General features: G+C 69.6%; 13 protein-coding genes and 1 pseudogene. 5 read left to right on the top strand and 9 right to left on the bottom strand.

From position 1 onward, the window contains the following. Nucleotides 1–13 precede the first annotated feature (13 nt). The gene (locus B0I29_RS08410) at nt 14–1,159 is read right to left on the bottom strand and encodes a glycosyltransferase family 4 protein (RefSeq protein WP_111648320.1); all 1,146 of its coding nucleotides are present in this window, start codon (nt 1,157–1,159) and stop codon (nt 14–16) included. Between the two features lie 166 nt (nt 1,160–1,325). Between B0I29_RS08410 and B0I29_RS08415 the strand changes: the two genes are divergently transcribed. After that, nucleotides 1,326–2,054 carry a TIGR03089 family protein gene (locus B0I29_RS08415; protein ID WP_111648321.1) on the top strand — a complete coding sequence of 243 codons (729 nt, stop codon included), beginning with the start codon at nt 1,326–1,328 and terminating at the stop codon, nt 2,052–2,054. Here the strand turns inward: B0I29_RS08415 and B0I29_RS08420 are convergent. Further along, the gene (locus B0I29_RS08420; protein ID WP_111648322.1) at nt 2,035–3,978 is read right to left on the bottom strand and encodes an acetoacetate--CoA ligase; all 1,944 of its coding nucleotides are present in this window, start codon (nt 3,976–3,978) and stop codon (nt 2,035–2,037) included. The two genes, B0I29_RS08415 and B0I29_RS08420, sit on opposite strands and share 20 nt — an antisense overlap. A gap of 52 nt (nt 3,979–4,030) precedes the next feature. Next, entirely contained in the window at nt 4,031–4,543 is a 513-nt protein-coding gene (locus B0I29_RS08425; protein ID WP_111648323.1) for an acyl-CoA thioesterase, read from the bottom strand. Between the two features lie 59 nt (nt 4,544–4,602). Here B0I29_RS08425 and B0I29_RS08430 point away from each other — a divergent pair, with 59 nt between their 5' ends. Continuing rightward, nucleotides 4,603–5,757 carry a hypothetical protein gene (locus B0I29_RS08430; RefSeq protein WP_111648324.1) on the top strand — a complete coding sequence of 385 codons (1,155 nt, stop codon included), beginning with the start codon at nt 4,603–4,605 and terminating at the stop codon, nt 5,755–5,757. A 290-nt stretch (nt 5,758–6,047) separates the two neighbouring features. On the opposite strand, the gene B0I29_RS08435 is transcribed toward B0I29_RS08430, so the two are convergent. Together B0I29_RS08435 and B0I29_RS08440 are read right to left on the bottom strand one after the other, a co-directional pair. Beyond that, on the bottom strand, nt 6,048–7,436 hold the full coding sequence (locus B0I29_RS08435) for an MFS transporter (protein WP_111648325.1): 1,389 nt from the start codon (nt 7,434–7,436) through the stop codon (nt 6,048–6,050). Continuing rightward, nucleotides 7,433–8,623, bottom strand: a complete 1,191-nt coding sequence (locus tag B0I29_RS08440; RefSeq protein ID WP_111648326.1) for a M20 metallopeptidase family protein — start codon at nt 8,621–8,623, stop codon at nt 7,433–7,435. The genes B0I29_RS08435 and B0I29_RS08440 overlap by 4 nt, the downstream gene beginning before the upstream one ends. Nucleotides 8,624–8,681: 58 nt before the next feature. On the opposite strand from B0I29_RS08440, the gene B0I29_RS08445 reads away from it, so the two are divergent. Beyond that, complete coding sequence (locus tag B0I29_RS08445; RefSeq protein ID WP_111648327.1) at nt 8,682–9,767, top strand: Lrp/AsnC family transcriptional regulator; 1,086 nt, start codon at nt 8,682–8,684, stop codon at nt 9,765–9,767. 72 nt (nt 9,768–9,839) lie between these two features. Here B0I29_RS08445 and B0I29_RS08450 read toward each other — a convergent pair whose 3' ends face one another. Next, nucleotides 9,840–11,687 carry an RICIN domain-containing protein gene (locus B0I29_RS08450; protein ID WP_111648328.1) on the bottom strand — a complete coding sequence of 616 codons (1,848 nt, stop codon included), beginning with the start codon at nt 11,685–11,687 and terminating at the stop codon, nt 9,840–9,842. A gap of 87 nt (nt 11,688–11,774) precedes the next feature. Beyond that, a complete protein-coding gene (locus B0I29_RS08455) occupies nt 11,775–12,794 on the bottom strand; it encodes a LacI family DNA-binding transcriptional regulator (protein ID WP_111648329.1) in 1,020 nt (339 codons plus the stop codon). 94 nt (nt 12,795–12,888) lie between these two features. Between B0I29_RS08455 and B0I29_RS08460 the strand changes: the two genes are divergently transcribed. After that, nucleotides 12,889–13,725 (top strand): alpha/beta fold hydrolase, encoded by an 837-nt coding sequence (locus B0I29_RS08460; protein WP_111648330.1) that lies wholly within the window; start codon nt 12,889–12,891, stop codon nt 13,723–13,725. On the opposite strand, the gene B0I29_RS08465 is transcribed toward B0I29_RS08460, so the two are convergent. Continuing rightward, entirely contained in the window at nt 13,650–14,492 is an 843-nt protein-coding gene (locus tag B0I29_RS08465; protein ID WP_111648331.1) for a helix-turn-helix domain-containing protein, read from the bottom strand. The two genes, B0I29_RS08460 and B0I29_RS08465, sit on opposite strands and share 76 nt — an antisense overlap. 125 nt (nt 14,493–14,617) lie before the next feature. Between B0I29_RS08465 and B0I29_RS08470 the strand changes: the two genes are divergently transcribed. Continuing rightward, nucleotides 14,618–15,706 (top strand): FAD-dependent oxidoreductase, encoded by a 1,089-nt coding sequence (locus B0I29_RS08470; protein WP_111648332.1) that lies wholly within the window; start codon nt 14,618–14,620, stop codon nt 15,704–15,706. 30 nt (nt 15,707–15,736) lie between these two features. Here the strand turns inward: B0I29_RS08470 and B0I29_RS46570 are convergent. Next, nucleotides 15,737–16,798: pseudogene (locus B0I29_RS46570) on the bottom strand (acyltransferase family protein); the annotation flags it as partial. Between the last annotated feature and the right edge of the window lie 9 nt (nt 16,799–16,807).

Consider the following 16,807-nt stretch of genomic DNA (forward strand, 5'->3'; position numbering starts at 1 on the left):
GTGTAGTAGATGATCATGCGACGACCCGATTCCACGTTGTTACATGTACCTCCGCGCTGGAGGCCCATGTGAACTCCTTCGCACGGTCGAAACCTGCCTTCGCGAGGGTCTGCCGGCGCTGCTCGTCATGCAGCAGGTCAGCCAGGTCCTCAGCGATCCGCTCGGGCGCCTCGGTGGTGTAGGCGACCGCGTCGCCACCCACCTCGGGCAGCGAGAGGCGCGGCGTCGTCAGCACCGGGGCGCCACAGGCCATCGCCTCCAGGATCGGCAGGCCGAAACCCTCCCCGAAGGACGGATAGCAGGCCACCAGGGCGCCACCGAGGAAGCCGGGCAGGTCCGCGTACCGCAAGTAGCCCGGCCGGAGCAGGCGCAGGTGCGGAGGCATCTCCGCGACGGCCCGGTCGATGTCGTCGTCGTGACCCTGACCGCCCGCGATCACCAGGGCCGGCGGGTGCGGCCAGTCGGCCACCGCGCGAGCCCAGCCACGGATCAGGTTCGGCACGTTCTTGCGGGGCTCCTTGGCGCCGAGGAACGCGACGTAACCGGAGTCGCCGAGGCCGAGGCGGGCGCGGACCCGCGCCTTCTCCTCCTCGGTCGGCCGGTGGAAAGCGCCCTGGTCGACGCCGTGGTACGCCACGTCGATCCGGGTCGGGTCGGCGTCGAGCAGCCGGATCAGCTCGTCACGGGTGGCCTTGCTCGGCACGATCACCCGGGCGGCGCGCCGCATCGACGTCTTGATGGCGCTCCGGAAGAACGTCCGCTTCGTGTTGTCGTAGTGCTCCGGCTCGGTGAAGAACGTCGCGTCGTGCACCGTGACGGTGACCGGGCAACCGGCACGCAGCGGGCACGTGTAGAACGGCGAGTGCAGCACCTCGGCGCCGACCTGCTGGGCCAGCAGCGGCAGACCCGTCTGCTCCCAGGCCAGGCGGGCCGGGCGGTGCACGATCGCGGCCGGGGCCGGGATCACCTCCGCCGACGGCAGCATGCGGCGGTAACGCTCCGCGTCCGCCCGCTGGGCCACCACCGCGAGGTCCACACGGTCCGGGCCGAGCTGCCCGAGGGCTCCGAGCAATCCGTCGACGTATCTGCCGACACCACCTCTGTCAGCGGGCACACTTGTGGCGTCGACCAGCACTCGCGGGGGGCGACCGGGGGTCACGAGGCATCTCCTTGGCATCTCTGACGTACCGAAGCTGCGTTGGATCTCAAGAGCAACGTCATCACCGAGGGTACGCCCGGATGGCTTCAAGGAAGTGTCCGCGACACCGCGACATCACGGTCGTTCCGCCGTCATCACGGACAGTGATCCATCTATCGTGAGGACGGTGACGAACACGATCCCCCAGGCATTCGCGGCCGCAGTCCGGCGTGATCCGACCGCACCGCTCCTGACCTGGTACGACGATGCCTCCGGAGATCGCACCGAACTCTCCGGCGCGACCCTGGACAACTGGGTCTCCAAGACTGCGAACCTGCTGGTCGACGGCGTCGGACTGGGCCACGGCGACATCGTGGCCCTGGTTCTCCCGCCGCACTGGCAGACCGCGGCGCTGCTCCTCGGCACCTCGGTGGCCGGCCTCGCCGCCGACCTCGGCGAGGAACCGCAGCCGGTCGAGGCGGTCTTCACCACGCCCGACCTGGTCGTGCGGGCGACCGCGTGGTCCGCCCTGGACCGGTACGCCACCGGCCTGCTGCCGCTCGCCATGCCGCTGCGCACCCTGCCCGAGGGGTACGCCGATTACGTCACCGAGGTCCGCAACTACGGCGACCACTTCCGGGGTGGCGCACCCGTCGACCCGGCCGACCTGGCCCTGTCCGGCCCTTATGAACTCAGCCACTCCGACGTGATCGAGGCCGCCACCGAGCGGGCCGCCGAGCTCGGTATCGCCGCCGGCGACCGGGTGCTGGTCGACACGGCGGTGCACCCGGAAGCCGCGGACTGGCTGCTCGCGCCGCTGGTGGCCGGTGCCTCAGTGGTGCTCTGCGCCAACCTGGACCGCGCCAAGCTGGAGTCCCGGATCACCAGTGAGAAGGTCAGCGTCTCGCTCGCCTGATTGCCAGGTCGGAAAATTCGGTCAGCGACTCCGGGTTGGCCAGGGCACCCTTGGCCGCCGCTTTTTCCACGGGAGTGCCGGTGAGGATCCGCTTCACCGGCACCTCCAGCTTCTTGCCGGAGAGAGTGTGCGGCAATGCGCGTACCTGGTAGGCGGCGTCCGGGACGTGGCGCGGTGAAAGCGCGGCACGGAGCTCTCGCGCGATCCGGCCGCGGAGGGTGTCGTCCAGTTCCAGGCCGTCGGTGAGGACCACGAAGAGCAGCAGCTCGCCGTTCGGGTCGCCGGGGGTGTCCAGGTGCACCACCAGCGAGTCGGCGACCTCGGGCAGGCTCTCCACCACCGAGTAGAACTCGGCGGTGCCCAGGCGCACACCGCCACGGTTCAGCGTGGCGTCCGACCGGCCGGTGATCACGCAGGTGCCGTCCTCGGCGATGGTGATCCAGTCACCGTGCCGCCAGACGCCCGGGAAGACGTCGAAGTACGCCTCCCGGTACCGCGAGCCGTCCGTGTCGCCCCAGAAACCGACAGGCATGCTCGGCATCGGCGCGGTGATCACGAGCTCGCCCAGCTCGCCGATGACCGGTTTGCCCTCGCTGTCGTAAGCCTCCACCCGGGCGCCGAGGATGCGCCCGGAGATCACCCCGGCGCGGACCGGCAGCAGCGGAGCGCCACCGACGAACCCGGTGCACACGTCGGTGCCGCCGGAGAGCGAGAGCAGCTGCAGTTCGCTGCCGACCGCCTCGTAGACCCAGGCGAAACCCTCCGGTGGCAGCGGCGCGCCGGTCGAACCGACGCCCTTGAGCCGCTTGCGCGGCGTCAGGCCCGCCTTGCGGCAGGCCATCAGGAACGGCGCCGAGGTCCCGAAGTACGTGATCCCGGCAGTGTCCACCAGGTCCCAGAGCGTCTCCAGGCCCGGCCAGCCCGGGTTGCCGTCGAACATCACGATCGAGGAGCCCACCGCCGGGCCGCTGACCAGGAAGTTCCACATCATCCAGCCGGTCGTGGTGAACCAGAAGAAGCGGTCGTCCGGGCCGAGGTCGTGGTGCAGGGCGAGGGTCTTGAGGTGTTCGAGCAGGATGCCGCCGTGACCGTGAATGATCGGTTTCGGGAGGCCGGTGGTGCCGGAGCTGTAGAGCACGTAGAGCGGGTGATCGAAGGCGACGGGTTCGAAGGCCATTTCGTCGTCGCCGTCGAGCTGATCCCAGTCGCCGTCATCCGGGTTGAGATAGCCGATGGTGATGACGTGCTCGATCGACGGGATCGCTTGCGCAATATCCGATATTTCGGCTTTTCTGCTGATCGCTTTGTCGCCGTAGCGATACCCGTCCGTCGCGACCAGGACCTTCGGCTCGATCTGGCTCCAGCGGTCGATCACGCTGCGCGCCCCGAACTCCGGCGCGCACGACGAGAAGATCGCGCCGAGACTCGCGGTCGCGAGCATCAGCACGTAGGTCTCCGGGATGTTCGGCGCATAGGCCGCGACCCGGTCACCCTTGCCGACACCCCGGGCCTTCAGCCCGGCACGGACGCGGGAGACCTGGTCACGCAGCTGCCGGGCGGTCAGTTCCACCGGCTCACGGCTTTGTGAGTACGCGTGAACGACGACGTCGTCATCGGATCGGCCGGGGATCCGCAGCACGTTCTCCGCGTAGTTCAGCGTCGCGCCGGGGAACCAGCTCGCACCCGGCATCGTCGCGTCACCCAGCACCGCCGCCGGCTGGTCGTGGGCCACCACGTCGAAGTAGTCCCAGATCGACTGCCAGAACCCGGTCAGGTCGGTGACCGACCACTCCCAGAGAGCCGCGTAATCGGCGAAGACGAGACCGCGCTCGCTCTCCAGCCACGCCAGGTAACGGCCGATCCGGGACGTCTCCCGGATGTCGGCCGGCGGCTCCCACAACACTGTGTCCGTCGTCACCGTCATGCGGCTCACATTAACGCCCCGAACGGCTTTCGCCTTTGGGGATTTGATCACGCTATTCGTCGTTGTCGCTCTCGGCGCGGGCCTTCTGGATGGCCGTCCGGCGGGCCAGCCGGTGGTCGCGCCGGATCATCGCTTCCTGGAAACGCCGCTGGTCCTCGCGGTCGCCGGGCAGCACCGGCGGAACCTTGCGCGGACGGCCCGCCACATCGATCCCGACGAAGACCAGATAGGCCGTCGCCACCGGGATCGGCGTCGGCTCCTCGGCGTCCCAGCGTTCCGCGGTCAGGCGTACGCCGACCTCCATCGAACTCGACCCGGCCCAGTTGACCTGCGCGTACGCATGCACAAGGTCACCCACCCGCACCGGCTCCAAGAAGACGATCTCGTCGATCGCCGCAGTGACGGCCGTGCCGCCGCTGTGCCGTGCCGCGCTGGCACCGGCCACGTCGTCCACGAACTTCATCAGCACACCACCGTGCACCGTGCCGTACAGGTTGACGTCGACCGCGCTCATGATCCGGCTGAGCGTGACCCGCGAGCGCGCCGTAGGGCGTCCTTCTTCCATGCGGGTACGTTACGACGGCATTCGCAGACGGTTGCCCGCCCGGGGTAGCGTGCCGGATCATGCGCCACCTCAGGTCGATCCTCTATGCCCTCGTACTGGCCCCGTCCATCTGGGTCCTGGCCGCTGTCGGGTTCACCGACGACCTGAGCACCCGAGGGCGCGACTTCTTCGCCGCCGAGTCGATCAGCGGGCTGCTGCTCGTGCTCTTCGCCGGCATCCTCTACACGATCCTCACGTTCGCCCCGGTTTCTCCGGCGGGCCCGGTGCTGGCCGGTTTGGCGTACCTGAGCGTGACGATCTGGGCGTGGACCTCACCCGCCGATTACGCCGCGCTGTGGGCCCCGGAGGTCTCCAAGGAGGGCTTCGACCTGAGCCGACCCGGTTACGGCCTGGTCGCTCTCTTGGCGATCCCGCTGCTGGGCACCGCGTTGAGCGCCCGCCGCTGGGCCCGTTACGAGCCGCCGGTCCTCCCGATCATCGGTGAGATCGGCCGCTTCCGCGGCAAGGCCACAGTGGTCGGCGAACCCATGTCCATCTCCGAGACCACGGTCCTGCGAGCCGGCACCCCGATCGGAACACCAGGCTCCCTCATCCCCCCGAGCGCCGACCGTACGATCGCCATCCCCAGCAACGACCGCACAGTGGCGATGCCAGGCGGCGACCGGACCGTGGCAATGCCGGGTGCCGATCGGACCGTGGCGATCCCGAACGCCGACCGGACCGTGGCAATCCCGAGCGCCGACCGGACTGTGGCCTTCCCGACAAACGACCGCACGGTCGCGATCCCCAGCAACGACCGGACCGTCGCGATGCCGGGCAACGACCGCACCGCCGCCACGCCGAACGCGGACGAGACCATCGCGATCAACGGCCTGACCAGTCCCGCCGCCGCCGGCCCTGCCGCTGCCAGCCCTGCCGCCGCCGGCCCTGCCGCGACCAAGCCGACGGTGACCGCGCCTCGCGAGGACACCACGGTGTTCTTCACAGCGGTGACCGAGGAGAAGACCGCACCCCTCTCCCCCGCACCCCCGGCCCCAGCAGCCGAGTCGGACCGGACGCAGCTGCTCCCGAAGGCCGTCCCGGATTCCAGTAAATCCGGCATCACCGCTGATCCGGCTGCCTCGGCCACCCCGGCAAAGCCCGGACCGTCCACCCAGGACGAGCCGACCGCCCTGATCCCGGCTCAGCGCAACGCCTCCACCACCGAGTCCTGAAGATCCAAGCCGCCCGCCGGGCCGAGCCGTAGCCCAGATACGTCATCCGACTCTCATAAGGTGGCTGAGCTACGGCCGCGCGACGCGAGCCGTAGTCCAGCCATGTCATCGCAGCCCGATGACCTCACTGAGCTACGGCTCGCCCAGAGGCACCAAGATCTCCGGCGAAACCGCGCCCGAACTCGACACACACACCGCACACCAACCACCCGTGTCGACTTGAGGTGCGATCCGCGCCCGAACTCGACACACACCGCGCACCACGGCGGTGCCGGATCGCCGGACGGTGGTCAGGCTGCTGTTTCGGTTCGGCGGGCGAATACGGCCGCGGCTGCGGCGCCCACGCACAGCACCGCGCACATCAGCCAGACGAGGACGTAGGCCGTCTCGGTGGGCGTACTCTCGCTGCCCGTGACCAACGCGGCCAGGATGGCCGCGACCACCGCTCCCGCGACGGCGCCGCCGAGGGTTTTGACATTGTTGTAGAGGGCTGTGGTGATTCCGGTGCGAGAGGCGTCGGCGGTCTCGGCGATCACCGTGGGCATCGCGCCGAGGGCTACGCCGGCGGCCAGGCCTACCGGGATCTTGAAGAGCAGCAGCTGCCACAGCTGGTCGTGGAAGAGCGCCTGGGCCAAGAATGTCACGGCGATCGTCAGGAACGCGGTGATCAGGGTCGGGCGGTACCCGAAGCGGCCGGCGATCACGGCGGTCAGGGTGGAGCCGATGACGGCGGCCACCGCGGCGGGCAGGGCGGTCAGCGAGATCTGCAGGGCGGTGAAGCCGAAGCCATAGCCGGCGTCGGCGCGGTCGGCGGCCAGGAACGTGGCGTCCGGGGCCTGGCTGCCGAAGTAGACGATGCCGAATACGAACGAGCAGAGGAAGAACGGCGCCACGTGCCGGCCGGCCAGGGCTCGCAGGTCGACGAGCGGTTCGGCGGTGCGCAGCTCCAGGACGATCCAGCCGGCGAATCCCGCGACGCCGGCCACCACGAGAGCGGCACCCACCAGCGCGACCGAGCTGAGCAGCGAGATTCCGGACAGCAGCGTGACCATCGAGACGCTGAGCAGTGCCACACCGGGCAGATCCAGCTTGCCCGACGCCAGCTGGGAGGTCTCCGGCACGGCGAGGAACGACACCGGTACGCAGATGACCGCGAGCACTGCCGGGACCAGCAGCGTGAGCCGGGCGTCGCCGATCACCTGGTAGAGGCCGGCCGTGATGACGCCGCCGAGCAGCCCGCCGAGGGTCAGCGCGCCGACGAGCCGGGCGATGGCTCGCCGGGCCAGTTCGACGGGCAGGCGGTCGCGTACCAGGGCGATCTCCAGCGGGAGCAGCGCGGCGAGCGGGCCCAGCAGGGCGCGGCCGGCGAGCAGGACCGGCAGGTTCGGCGCGATCACGACCAGGATGCTGCCGACCGCGACGCAGGCGAGGGCGATCCGGAGCATCCGGCGGTGGCCGTACAGATCGCCGAGCCGGCCGAAGGCCGGTACCGAGACCGCCGCGGTGAGCAGCTGGACCGAGATCACCCAGTTCAGGTTGGCGTCCGAGATGTTCATCTCGGTGCCGAGGTCGGGCAGCAGCGGCGCCACCCCGCCCTGGATGAAACCGCTGGTGATCTCGAAGAGGACCAGCAGGCCGACGACGGCGGAGACCTTCTGCTTGTCCAGGACGGCGGTCATCGGGCGAGCCGGGCCGCGGCGAGGGAGGCGAGCGCGACGGCGGCTTCCGGCACGGCACGGTCGTCGAAGACCGCCTGCGGCGCGTGGTTCATCGGCGCGGTCACCGGGTCGGTGCCTGGCGGCACCGCACCGAGCATGAGGTACGCACCCGGAACCTCGTCGAGCACGAAGGAGAAGTCCTCCGAGCCCGCGAGCGGCCTCGGAGCAAGGAATGTCCGTTGCGCTCCGAACGTCTCCTGCAATGTTCGGTACGCGAAATCGGCCTCGACCGCATCGTTCACAGTGACCGGGTAGTTCTCGTCGTAATCCAGTGACACCTGCACACCATGCGCGTCCGCGATGCCCCGCACGACGCGTTCGACACCGGCCCGGACCGCCTTGTGCGTGGCGACCGAGAAGGTACGCACCGTCGCCTGGAAAGTCCCGCTCTCCGGAATCACGTTGGAGGCCGAACCGGCGTGGATCGAACCGACGGTCAGTACGGCCGGGTCCCACGCGTCGGCGGTGCGGGTCACCATGGTCTGCAGTGCGGTGACCATCTCGCAGAGCGCCGGCACCGGATCGATCGCGAGGTGCGGCGACGAGCCGTGCCCGCCCTTGCCGGTGACCGTGACGGTGACCGAGTCGGAGGCGGCGAGCACGGTGCCCGGCCGGGTGGCGAACACGCCGAGCGGCAGCGCGGTGGCCGCCACGTGCAGGGCGTACGCCGCGACGACGCGAGAACCGGCGGCGTCCAGCACGCCCTCGTCAATCATGATCTTGGCGCCGCGCTGGCCCTCCTCGCCCGGCTGGAACATGAAGACCACGTCGCCGGCCAGCTCGGAGCGCCGCGACGCGAGCAGGTGGGCGGCGCCGACCAGGCCGGCGGTGTGCAGGTCGTGCCCGCAGGCGTGCATCACCCCGGCGATCTCCGAGGCGTACCCGACCCCGCTCTCCTCCTGAACCGGCAGCGCGTCCATGTCACCCCGCAACAGCACGGCCGGCCCGGGACGCCCGCCGCGCAGCACGGCGGTGACCGAGGTCAGTGCCGTACCCGTGGTGACCTCCAGCGGCAGGCCGTCCAGCGCCGCGAGCACCTTGGCCTGGCTGAGCGGAAGGTCGAGACCGAGCTCGGGTTCGCGGTGCAGCGCCTGGCGCAGGCCGATCAACCGCTCGGCGTGGGGAAGCGCGTCGGAGGAGGTGAACATGCCGGTATGGTCGCCAGAATGAACGCTGCGGCGTGGAAATTGCAGAGATCGGCCGCTGATGGCCGTTGAGACGCCGGAAACGCTCACCCTCGACGAGTTGGACTATCAACTCCTGACCGCCCTGCAACTCGCGCCCCGCGGCGACTGGCAACGCATCGGTGACGCCATCGGCGTGGACGGTTCGACCGCGGCGCGGCGCTGGAACCGGCTCTTCCGGTCCGGGCACGCGTGGATCAGCTGCCTGCCGGCCCAGCTGGCACTGCCGTCCGCGGTGCTCGCCGTCATCGAGGTGGACTGCGTGGCCGGGCGGCTGCCCGAGGTGGCAGCCGGACTGGCGAACGACGTCAACATCGTCACCCTGGAACACGTGACCGGCGCCCGTGACCTGCTGATCCAGGCCGCTTTCGTCGACCACGTGCAGCTCGGGCGGTACCTGAGCATGCGGCTCGGGATGTTGCCCGGGGTGGCGTCGTCGCGTACCCAGATCGCGGTGACCGTGCACATCGAGGGCAGCCGGTGGCGGCTCGAACGGCTCAGCGACGAGGCACGGCAATCCCTCACCGAGGGCCGGGCGGATACGCGTACCAAAGGCCGGGTTTTCAGTGACGAGGACATCCGCCTGATCCAGGCGCTGAGCGAGGATCCGCGGCAGTCGGCCGTGCGGATCGCCGAGCGGACCGGGCTCAGCCCGACGACAGTGCGGCGGCGGCTGGACCGGCTCGACGCGGAACGGTCGATCGTCTACCGCTGCGAGGTGGCCCGGTACGTCTCCGGCTTCCCGATCTCGGTGTCGCTGTGGTGCACGCTGCCGCCGGGCGACACCGGGCGGGTGGTGAGCAAGCTGAGTGGCATGCGCGAGACCCGGTTCTGCGCGACGCTGTCCGGCTCGGCGAACCTGATCCTGGTGGTCTGGCTGCGGTCGGTGCAGGAGGTCGCCGCGTTCGAGGCGCGGCTCAGTGTGCAGGTGCCGGAGCTGACGATCACCGACCGGGCGGTGGCGCTGTGGGTGATGAAACTCGGCGGCCACCTGCTGGATCCGCTCGGGCGCAACCTGCGGACCGTACCCCTGGGGTTTTGGAATGACCCCGCGTCCGACGCTGCCGAAGGCGAGCTTTTGGCTCGCCTCCGGCAGGCGGCCGGCTGACCGCCCCTACTCAGTCAGCCGACGGCAGTCCAGATTGAACCCACCAGCCCTCACACTAAACCGCACCGCCGGTTAATTGAGCGTCCATTTCTGGTTCGCGCCGGTCGTGCACGTCCAGATCTGCAGCCGTGTGCCGTCTGCCGAGCTATTCCCGGTTACATCAAGACATTTCCCGGAATATCCGTTGACCAGCCGCTGCGTCGCGCTGTCGTAGGTCCACTTCTGTGAGGTGCCGGTGTGGCAGTCCCACAGGTGCGTGACCGTCCCGTCAGCGTTGCTCGGCCCGCTGATGTCGAGGCATTTGCCCAGCGAGCGCAGGGTTCCGTCGGACGCCCGGGTCCACTGCTGGGCCGTGGATCCGTTGCAGCCGTAAAGCTGGATGGCCGTCCCGTTGGCGGTGGCGGCGCCGGCCACGTCGACGCACTTACCGCCGAGTCCGACGATCTGACCGTTCGGCACCGGGCCGGTTGCGGAGGACCAGGTGAACGTCGCGGTGGTACGCGCCGGCAGGTTGTACACGAAGGACTGACCCGACCAGTTGACCCGCACCGACTGCGCCGACGTCCCGCCGTTGTGTGCGATCAGCGCCTTCGAGCCGTCCGGGTTGCGCCAGGCCACGTTCTGCACGGCGGTGTTGTTCGACTCGATGCGTACCGCTCCCGGCTTCACGAACTTCGTGAGGTGCCCGGTCGTGTAGTACTCGATGGTGTAGTCGACCTGACCGGCCCGGCTGCCGCCCTCCTGCACGGTGATCAGCCCGGTGCAGGTGCCACAGCCGCCGTTGTGCGGGCCCATGTTCTGGTTCAGCGCCAGGCTCCACTTGACCAGGCTGCTGCTCCAGTTCCGGGTGTAATTGACGATGTCGGCGAGGTCCTCGTTGTGCTGGTTGGTGATCCAGGTGCCACCGGAGTGCTCGGTGCTGAACTGCTTCACTGACGGATATTGATCGTGCACCTGCGTGCCGACCACCGGGTCGCCGAAGTACCCGTGCCAGGCGATGCCGCCGAACAGCGGGTCGTTGCGCACGCCGGCGTCGCCGAGGATGGCCGCGCCGAAGTTCGCGTAATCGCCGTAATTCCAGTCGTGGATCAGCACCTTCGTGGTGATGCCGGCCGCCCGGAACGCGGGGTAGACGAAGTTCTTGGTGAACTCGACCAGGCCGGAGGGGTTCCAGCTCATACCGGGGTAGTTCATCGCTGTCGGGTTCGACGCCTGGCAGCAGTTCGGCTCGTTCTGCACCGAGATGTAGTTGATCGGCACACCGGCGGTCTGGTAGCTCTGGATGTACTTGACCAGGTACTGCGCGTACGTCGGGTAGTGCTCGAACTTGAGCCAGCCCATCTGGTCCATCCGGCCGTTGTCCTTCATCCAGCCGGGCGCGCTCCACGGCACACCCTTCACCCGCAGTGCCGGGTTCAGCTGGCGGGCCTGCTGGGTGAGCAGGCGGACGTTCGTGTCGTACCCGTTGGCGCCGAAGTCGTTCAGGTCGCAGCAGGTGTCGTCGAGCGAGACGTTGCCGGGCCGGGACAGGTCGGAGGCACCGATCGGGTTGCGGACGAACGAGAGACCGATGCCCTGGGTCGGGCTGAACAGCTTGGTCATCACGTCGTCGCGGGTGGCCGCACTGATCGGCCCGCCACGCATCAGGTACGCGGTGGTGTCGGTGATCGACGCGCCGCCGCCTTCGAAGGTCTGGTAGCTGACGCCCTCGTTCACGTTGATCGTCTGGTTCGCGGTGCCGCCGGCCGGGCCGAACGCGACGGCGGCCTGCTGCTGGAGACCACGGGCGACGGTGCGGCCGCCACTGTCCGAGGTGGTGGTGAGGTAGACGTTGACGGTCTCGCCGACGGCGAGCGCGGGGGAAGCCGGGGATGAAAGGAAGGCGGTAGCACCAACCACCGCTGCGAGTAACAGCCTCATACCGGAAGGAAACCTTCATTAATCCAGTGAGGTCAATGGAATCAAGCCGCTGATTGTTACATCCCGGTTCCGGAACCGTGAAACACGTCAGACCGGCCCGGTCGAGCCTCGGACCACGAGCGAGGTGGCGAGCTCCACGTGCAACGCCTCCAGCCGGTGCCCGCTGAGCATCCGCAGCAACAGGTTCACCGCCATCCGGCCCATCTCGCCGAGTGGCTGGCGGACCGTGGTCAGCATCGGCCGGCACGCCTCGGCCAGCTCGATGTCGTCGAAACCGGCCACCGACAGGTCCTCCGGCACCCGTAGCCCACGCTCGGCCGCGGCCCGCAGCGCGCCGATCGCCATCTTGTCGTTGAACGCCAGCAGCGCGGTCGGCCGATCCGGCAGGTCGAGCAGTTCGGCGGCGGCCCGATGCCCGAGTTCGACGGTGGGCTCGGCGACGAACCGGGTCAGCTCCGGCGCCTGCAGCACCCCGGCGTCGGCCAGAGGCGACAGATATCCGGCAAACCGGTTCTCGCTGGCCAGCCAGTCGCGCGGGCCGCCGATGATGCCGATCCGGCGATGTCCGAGTTCGACCAGGTGCGCGGTGAGCATCCGGGCACCGGCGAAGTGCGCGGCGGAGACCGCGGCGATGTTGCGCGGCGGCGGCGTACGCGGATCGACCACCACGAACGGGAAACCCCGGTCCCGCAGCCGGACCAGTTCGGCGCCGGGCTCGGGCGGCAGGATCAGCACCGCGCCGGCCACGTCCCGGCGGCCGGTCAACTCGCCGAGCACCCGCTCACGCTGCGCGGACACACCGGCGTTGAGAATCACCTGCAGGCCGTGCGGCTCCAGCGCCTCGGCCAGCGCCGAGACGATCAGCCCGAAGTAATCGGTGAGCACGTACGGGCAGCGCACGAAGATCCCGGTGGCCCGGTCACCGCGCCGCCGCGGCGCCTGCCGGCCCAGCCCGCCCATCGCACTGAGCACCCGATCGCGGGTGTGCGGCGCCACGTTGGCCCGCCCGTTCAGCACCCGGGAAACCGTGGCGATCGACAGCCCGGTCTGCGCGGCCACGTCGCGGACGGTGATCCGCCGTGGCGATGTTTCATCGTCATGTTTCACGGCCGAAGCATAGACACTGATACCTGGGTCCTAGGGGTTTTCTGGCTCTGCGGACCGACTCGGAGCGACCCACCGGCTCCCTACCTTCCGGTCCATGACTCGACTGTGGATGGTTTCGCTGCTCCTGCTCGCCGCACCGGCGATGTGGCTTTTCGGTCCCACCCACGCCACTCCCGAGGTGGACGGCGCCGACCGGAAGATCGAGGTGGTCGGCGATCTCACCACCGCACGCCGGGTCGCCATCCTGATCCCCGGCGTCGCCACAAAGGTGTCCAATTTCGATCGGGGCCTCGGCGGCGTCGTCCGCCGCGCGCCCGCCTGGCAGGCGCGTCGCTTACGCGACGAGATCACCGCACTCCAGCCAGGCGCCCCGGTCGCGGTGATCGCCTGGCTGGGCTACGACACACCCGATGGGGTACGCGTAACCGCGCTCCGCGAGGACCGGGCGGCGGCCGGCGCTCTGGCCCTGGAGCAATACGTCGCCGACCTGATCAAGGCACGGCCACAGTTGGAGATCACCGTGATCGGGCACAGTTACGGATCCATCGTCGCTGGTCAGGCCGCCGCGAAACTCCCAACCCAGGTGACCGACATCGTGGCGATCGGCAGTCCCGGAATGGGCGTCTCAAAGGCAGCCGACCTGGGCTCGGACGCCCGGGTGTGGGCCGGCAGCGCCCCGGACGACTGGACCCGCCGCCTGCCCGGCATCCGGATCTTCGGCGTGGGCCACGGGCGTCTGCCGATCGACGCCGCGTTCGGCGCACTCCCCCTGCCGGCCGCCGACGTCGCGGGCCACGACGGATATTTCGTGCCCGGCACGTCGTCCCTGACGGCGATGGCCGAAATCGCCCTCGGTCAGCCGGCGACCAGCCGCAGCGGCTCGGACAGTCCGCGCAGCGCCACCTCGGTCGCCGCGTCGGCCGGGAGGTAGACCAGGATGCGCTGGTCGTCGTCGGCGGAGAGTTCGAGGGTCTCGTACGCCAGGCGCAGCGGGCCGGCCGCCGGATGGGCCAGCCGCAGCACGCCGGTGGCCCGGGGAAGGCCCGGCACCCGCTCGACGCGGCCGGTGAACTCGTCCCCCGCCGTGACGGTCAGCTCGTCGGCGAGCGCGGCCACGTGGCGGTCCGCTCGGAACGGGCCCTGTTTCAACGCTGCCACCTGCTCGTCGGCGACCTGGTCCCAGTCCGGGAACGCCGTCCGGGCACGCGGGTCGCCGAGGACGTACCGCACGATGTTCGCCTCCGGGTCGTCCAGCAGTCCGATCGGGCCGGTCAGCCGCCGGAAGCCGCGGGTGAAGGCCAGCACGTCGCCCATCTGGTTCAGCAGCACGGCGGCGGCCGGCTCCAGCTGGTCGAGCAGGGCGTGCACGGTCGGGCGTACCGTCCGGGCCGGCCCGGCGTCGCCGCGGCAGGTGAAGCCGGCGTCCGCCGACTTGACCAGGCGGTGCAGGTGGACCCGCTCGACCGGGGTCAGCCGCAGCACGCCGGCGAGGGCCGCGAGGACCGGCGGCGACGGATGCCGGTCACGGCCCTGCTCCAGCCGGATCAGGTATTCCACGCTCACCCCGGCGAGCATCGCGACCTCGGTGCGGCGCAGGCCAGGCGTACGCCGGCGCGGGCCGGCCGGCAGTCCCGCCTCGGCCGGGCTCACCGATTCCCGGCGGCTGCGCAGGAAGAGGCCGAGCTCGTTGTCGCTCACCCATCGACCGTAGCAACGCGCGCCGCCCGCAGGGTGTCCCCCGCGCTACCACCCTGACCACGGTCTCCCCCGCCGGCCGCCCGCCGCCGAGAGTCGATCTCGTCTCCTAACGAAAGGCGCATGAGATGACCCAGAACGTAGTGGTGATCGGCGGCGGATACGGCGGCATCGCGGTGGCGAAGGCCCTCGACGACATCGCCCGCGTCACGCTTGTCGAACCGCGCGAGGCATTCGTCCACAACGTCGCCGCGCTGCGAGCCGTGGTCGACCCTGCATGGCAAGAAAAGATCTTTATTCCGTACGGGGGTCTGCTGGCGCACGGCAGCATCCGGCGGGATCGGGCCACGCTGGTCTCGGCGACGTCGGTCGAGCTGGCGTCCGGTGACCGGCTGCCCGCCGATTACGTGGTGCTCGCGACCGGCTCGTCCGGCCCGTTCCCCGCCAAGATCGAAGACCCTTCGCGGGGTGGTGCCGATCTTGCCCGGCTGCGTGACAACCTGCTCCGCGCGTCGCACGTTCTGCTGCTCGGCGCCGGTGCGGTCGGGCTGGAGATGGCCGGGGAGATCACGTCGGCCTGGCCCGGCAAGACGGTCACTGTGGTCGATCCGGGTTCGGACCTGCTCGCCGGACGTTTTCCTGCCGAGTTCCGGGGCATCCTGCGGGACCAGTTGAGCGCATTGGGCGTACATCTGAAGTTGGGAAGTCGGCTGCGCACGCAGCCGGAACCGGAGGCAGGGAGCGTGCGCCCGTTCACGGTGACCACCGATGAGGGTGAGGTGATCGCTGCTGATCTGTGGCTGCCGTGCTTCGGAGGGTCGGTGGACACCGGCTATCTGGATCCGGCGCTGGCCGCCGCGCGGCAGCCGGACGGGCGGCTCGCGGTAACCCCGCAGCTGAACGTTTTCGGACAAGACCGGGTTTACGCGGTGGGTGACGTGACCGCTGTGCCGGAGATGAAGATGGCGCGCAACGCCGGGCAGCACGCCGAGGTGGTGGCGGCGAATGTTCGTGCGCGGATCCTCGGGCAGGGTGATCCGGTGGCCTATGAGCCGGCGGCGGACGCGATCGTGTTACCGCTCGGGCCGGCCGGTGGAGCGAGTTACGAGGCGAGCGTCGGTGTCCTCGGCGCCGCTGACACGGCTCGGTTCAAGAGCACGTTTTACCTGGAGCGGTATCGCGAGATGCTGGGCACGGCCGATTCGCTGGCCGGGTAGCTCGATGTATCGGTAGGTCAGCGTGCAGATGCCGAAGAGCACGGCCAGGAAGGCGAGCGCTCCCGGCAAACCGTGCAGACGAGGGCCGACCACCTGCAACAGGACATAGTGGACCAGATACAGCGAATAGCTCAGTACGCCGATCCGGGCGAGCCAAGCGGGCGTGCGCCAGCGTCGTGTCGCCATGCCGGCGGCGAACGCGCCGCCGAAGACGAGCAGCGTGATCACCGAGCGGGCCATGTAGTGCGGGGTGAGCGCGCCCAGCGACCGCAGCTCGGCGAACCAGTTGGCGAGCAGCGCGGCCGCGACAATCGACGTAGTGATCAGAACCGGCCACCAGGGGATCTGGCCGGTGTCGGCGCGGTAGATCGCGGTGCCGGTGAACATCACGGCGAGGATCAGCAGGCCATCCCAGGCGTGCGACGGGTCCATGTTGGAGAGAAGCAGGATACTGACGAGCGCGACCAGGGTGAGCCCGCCCGCGATGACCGCCCAGCGGCGTCGGCTGCACACTCCGGCGAGTCCGGCGGCGAGGGCGATCAGGGCCGGGACAAGCTTTGTTCCGGCCGGGTTCGTGAGGGGTGCGGTGATCACCGCGAGGACGACCAGGAGCACGGCGACCGGCGCCTCGACCCGGCGCAGCCTGAGTGCGAAGAGCGCCGAGACGAGGAGGTAGAACGCCATCTCGAAGGTCAGCGTCCAGAGAACCGCGGTGACCAGCGGGACGTCCAGCAGGAACGGCAGCATCGAGGCGTGGGCGGCGAGGCTGCGCGCGGATATCTCCGGACTTGCCGGCAGAAATGCGGCTATCGCGACGACCGCGATGTAGAGCGGCCAGAGGCGGCAGACGCGGCCTGCCCAGAACGTGCGCAGGTCGCCGTGCCGCTCCAGCGAGGCCGGGATGATGTATCCGCTGACCAGGAAGAAGAGCATCACCCCGGCGGTGCCGGCGTGCAGCCACTCACTGGTGACCGCGCGGGCGCCGGTGAAGACGTACCGCGTCAGATGGGCGTAGAGGACGAGCAGGACCGCGACGGCCCGCAGCGCGTCCAGCCACCCGAGCCGCCGGACGGTGGGGATTCCTTCCGGCATTCAGCGAAG

It is taken from the genome of Actinoplanes lutulentus (genome assembly GCF_003259845.1).
GTDB classification, from domain to species: Bacteria; Actinomycetota; Actinomycetes; order Mycobacteriales; family Micromonosporaceae; genus Actinoplanes; species Actinoplanes lutulentus.

What these genes read in the sequence shown, in the direction of transcription:
- B0I29_RS08420 (WP_111648322.1), bottom strand. Translation starts at nt 3,978, where the DNA reads ATGACGGTGACGACGGACACAGTGTTGTGGGAGCCGCCGGCCGACATC.
- B0I29_RS08425 (WP_111648323.1), bottom strand. Translation starts at nt 4,543, where the DNA reads ATGGAAGAAGGACGCCCTACGGCGCGCTCGCGGGTCACGCTCAGCCGG.
- B0I29_RS08430 (WP_111648324.1), top strand. Translation starts at nt 4,603, where the DNA reads ATGCGCCACCTCAGGTCGATCCTCTATGCCCTCGTACTGGCCCCGTCC.
- B0I29_RS08435 (WP_111648325.1), bottom strand. Translation starts at nt 7,436, where the DNA reads ATGACCGCCGTCCTGGACAAGCAGAAGGTCTCCGCCGTCGTCGGCCTG.
- B0I29_RS08440 (WP_111648326.1), bottom strand. Translation starts at nt 8,623, where the DNA reads ATGTTCACCTCCTCCGACGCGCTTCCCCACGCCGAGCGGTTGATCGGC.
- B0I29_RS08445 (WP_111648327.1), top strand. Translation starts at nt 8,682, where the DNA reads ATGGCCGTTGAGACGCCGGAAACGCTCACCCTCGACGAGTTGGACTAT.
- B0I29_RS08450 (WP_111648328.1), bottom strand. Translation starts at nt 11,687, where the DNA reads ATGAGGCTGTTACTCGCAGCGGTGGTTGGTGCTACCGCCTTCCTTTCA.
- B0I29_RS08460 (WP_111648330.1), top strand. Translation starts at nt 12,889, where the DNA reads ATGACTCGACTGTGGATGGTTTCGCTGCTCCTGCTCGCCGCACCGGCG.
- B0I29_RS08470 (WP_111648332.1), top strand. Translation starts at nt 14,618, where the DNA reads ATGACCCAGAACGTAGTGGTGATCGGCGGCGGATACGGCGGCATCGCG.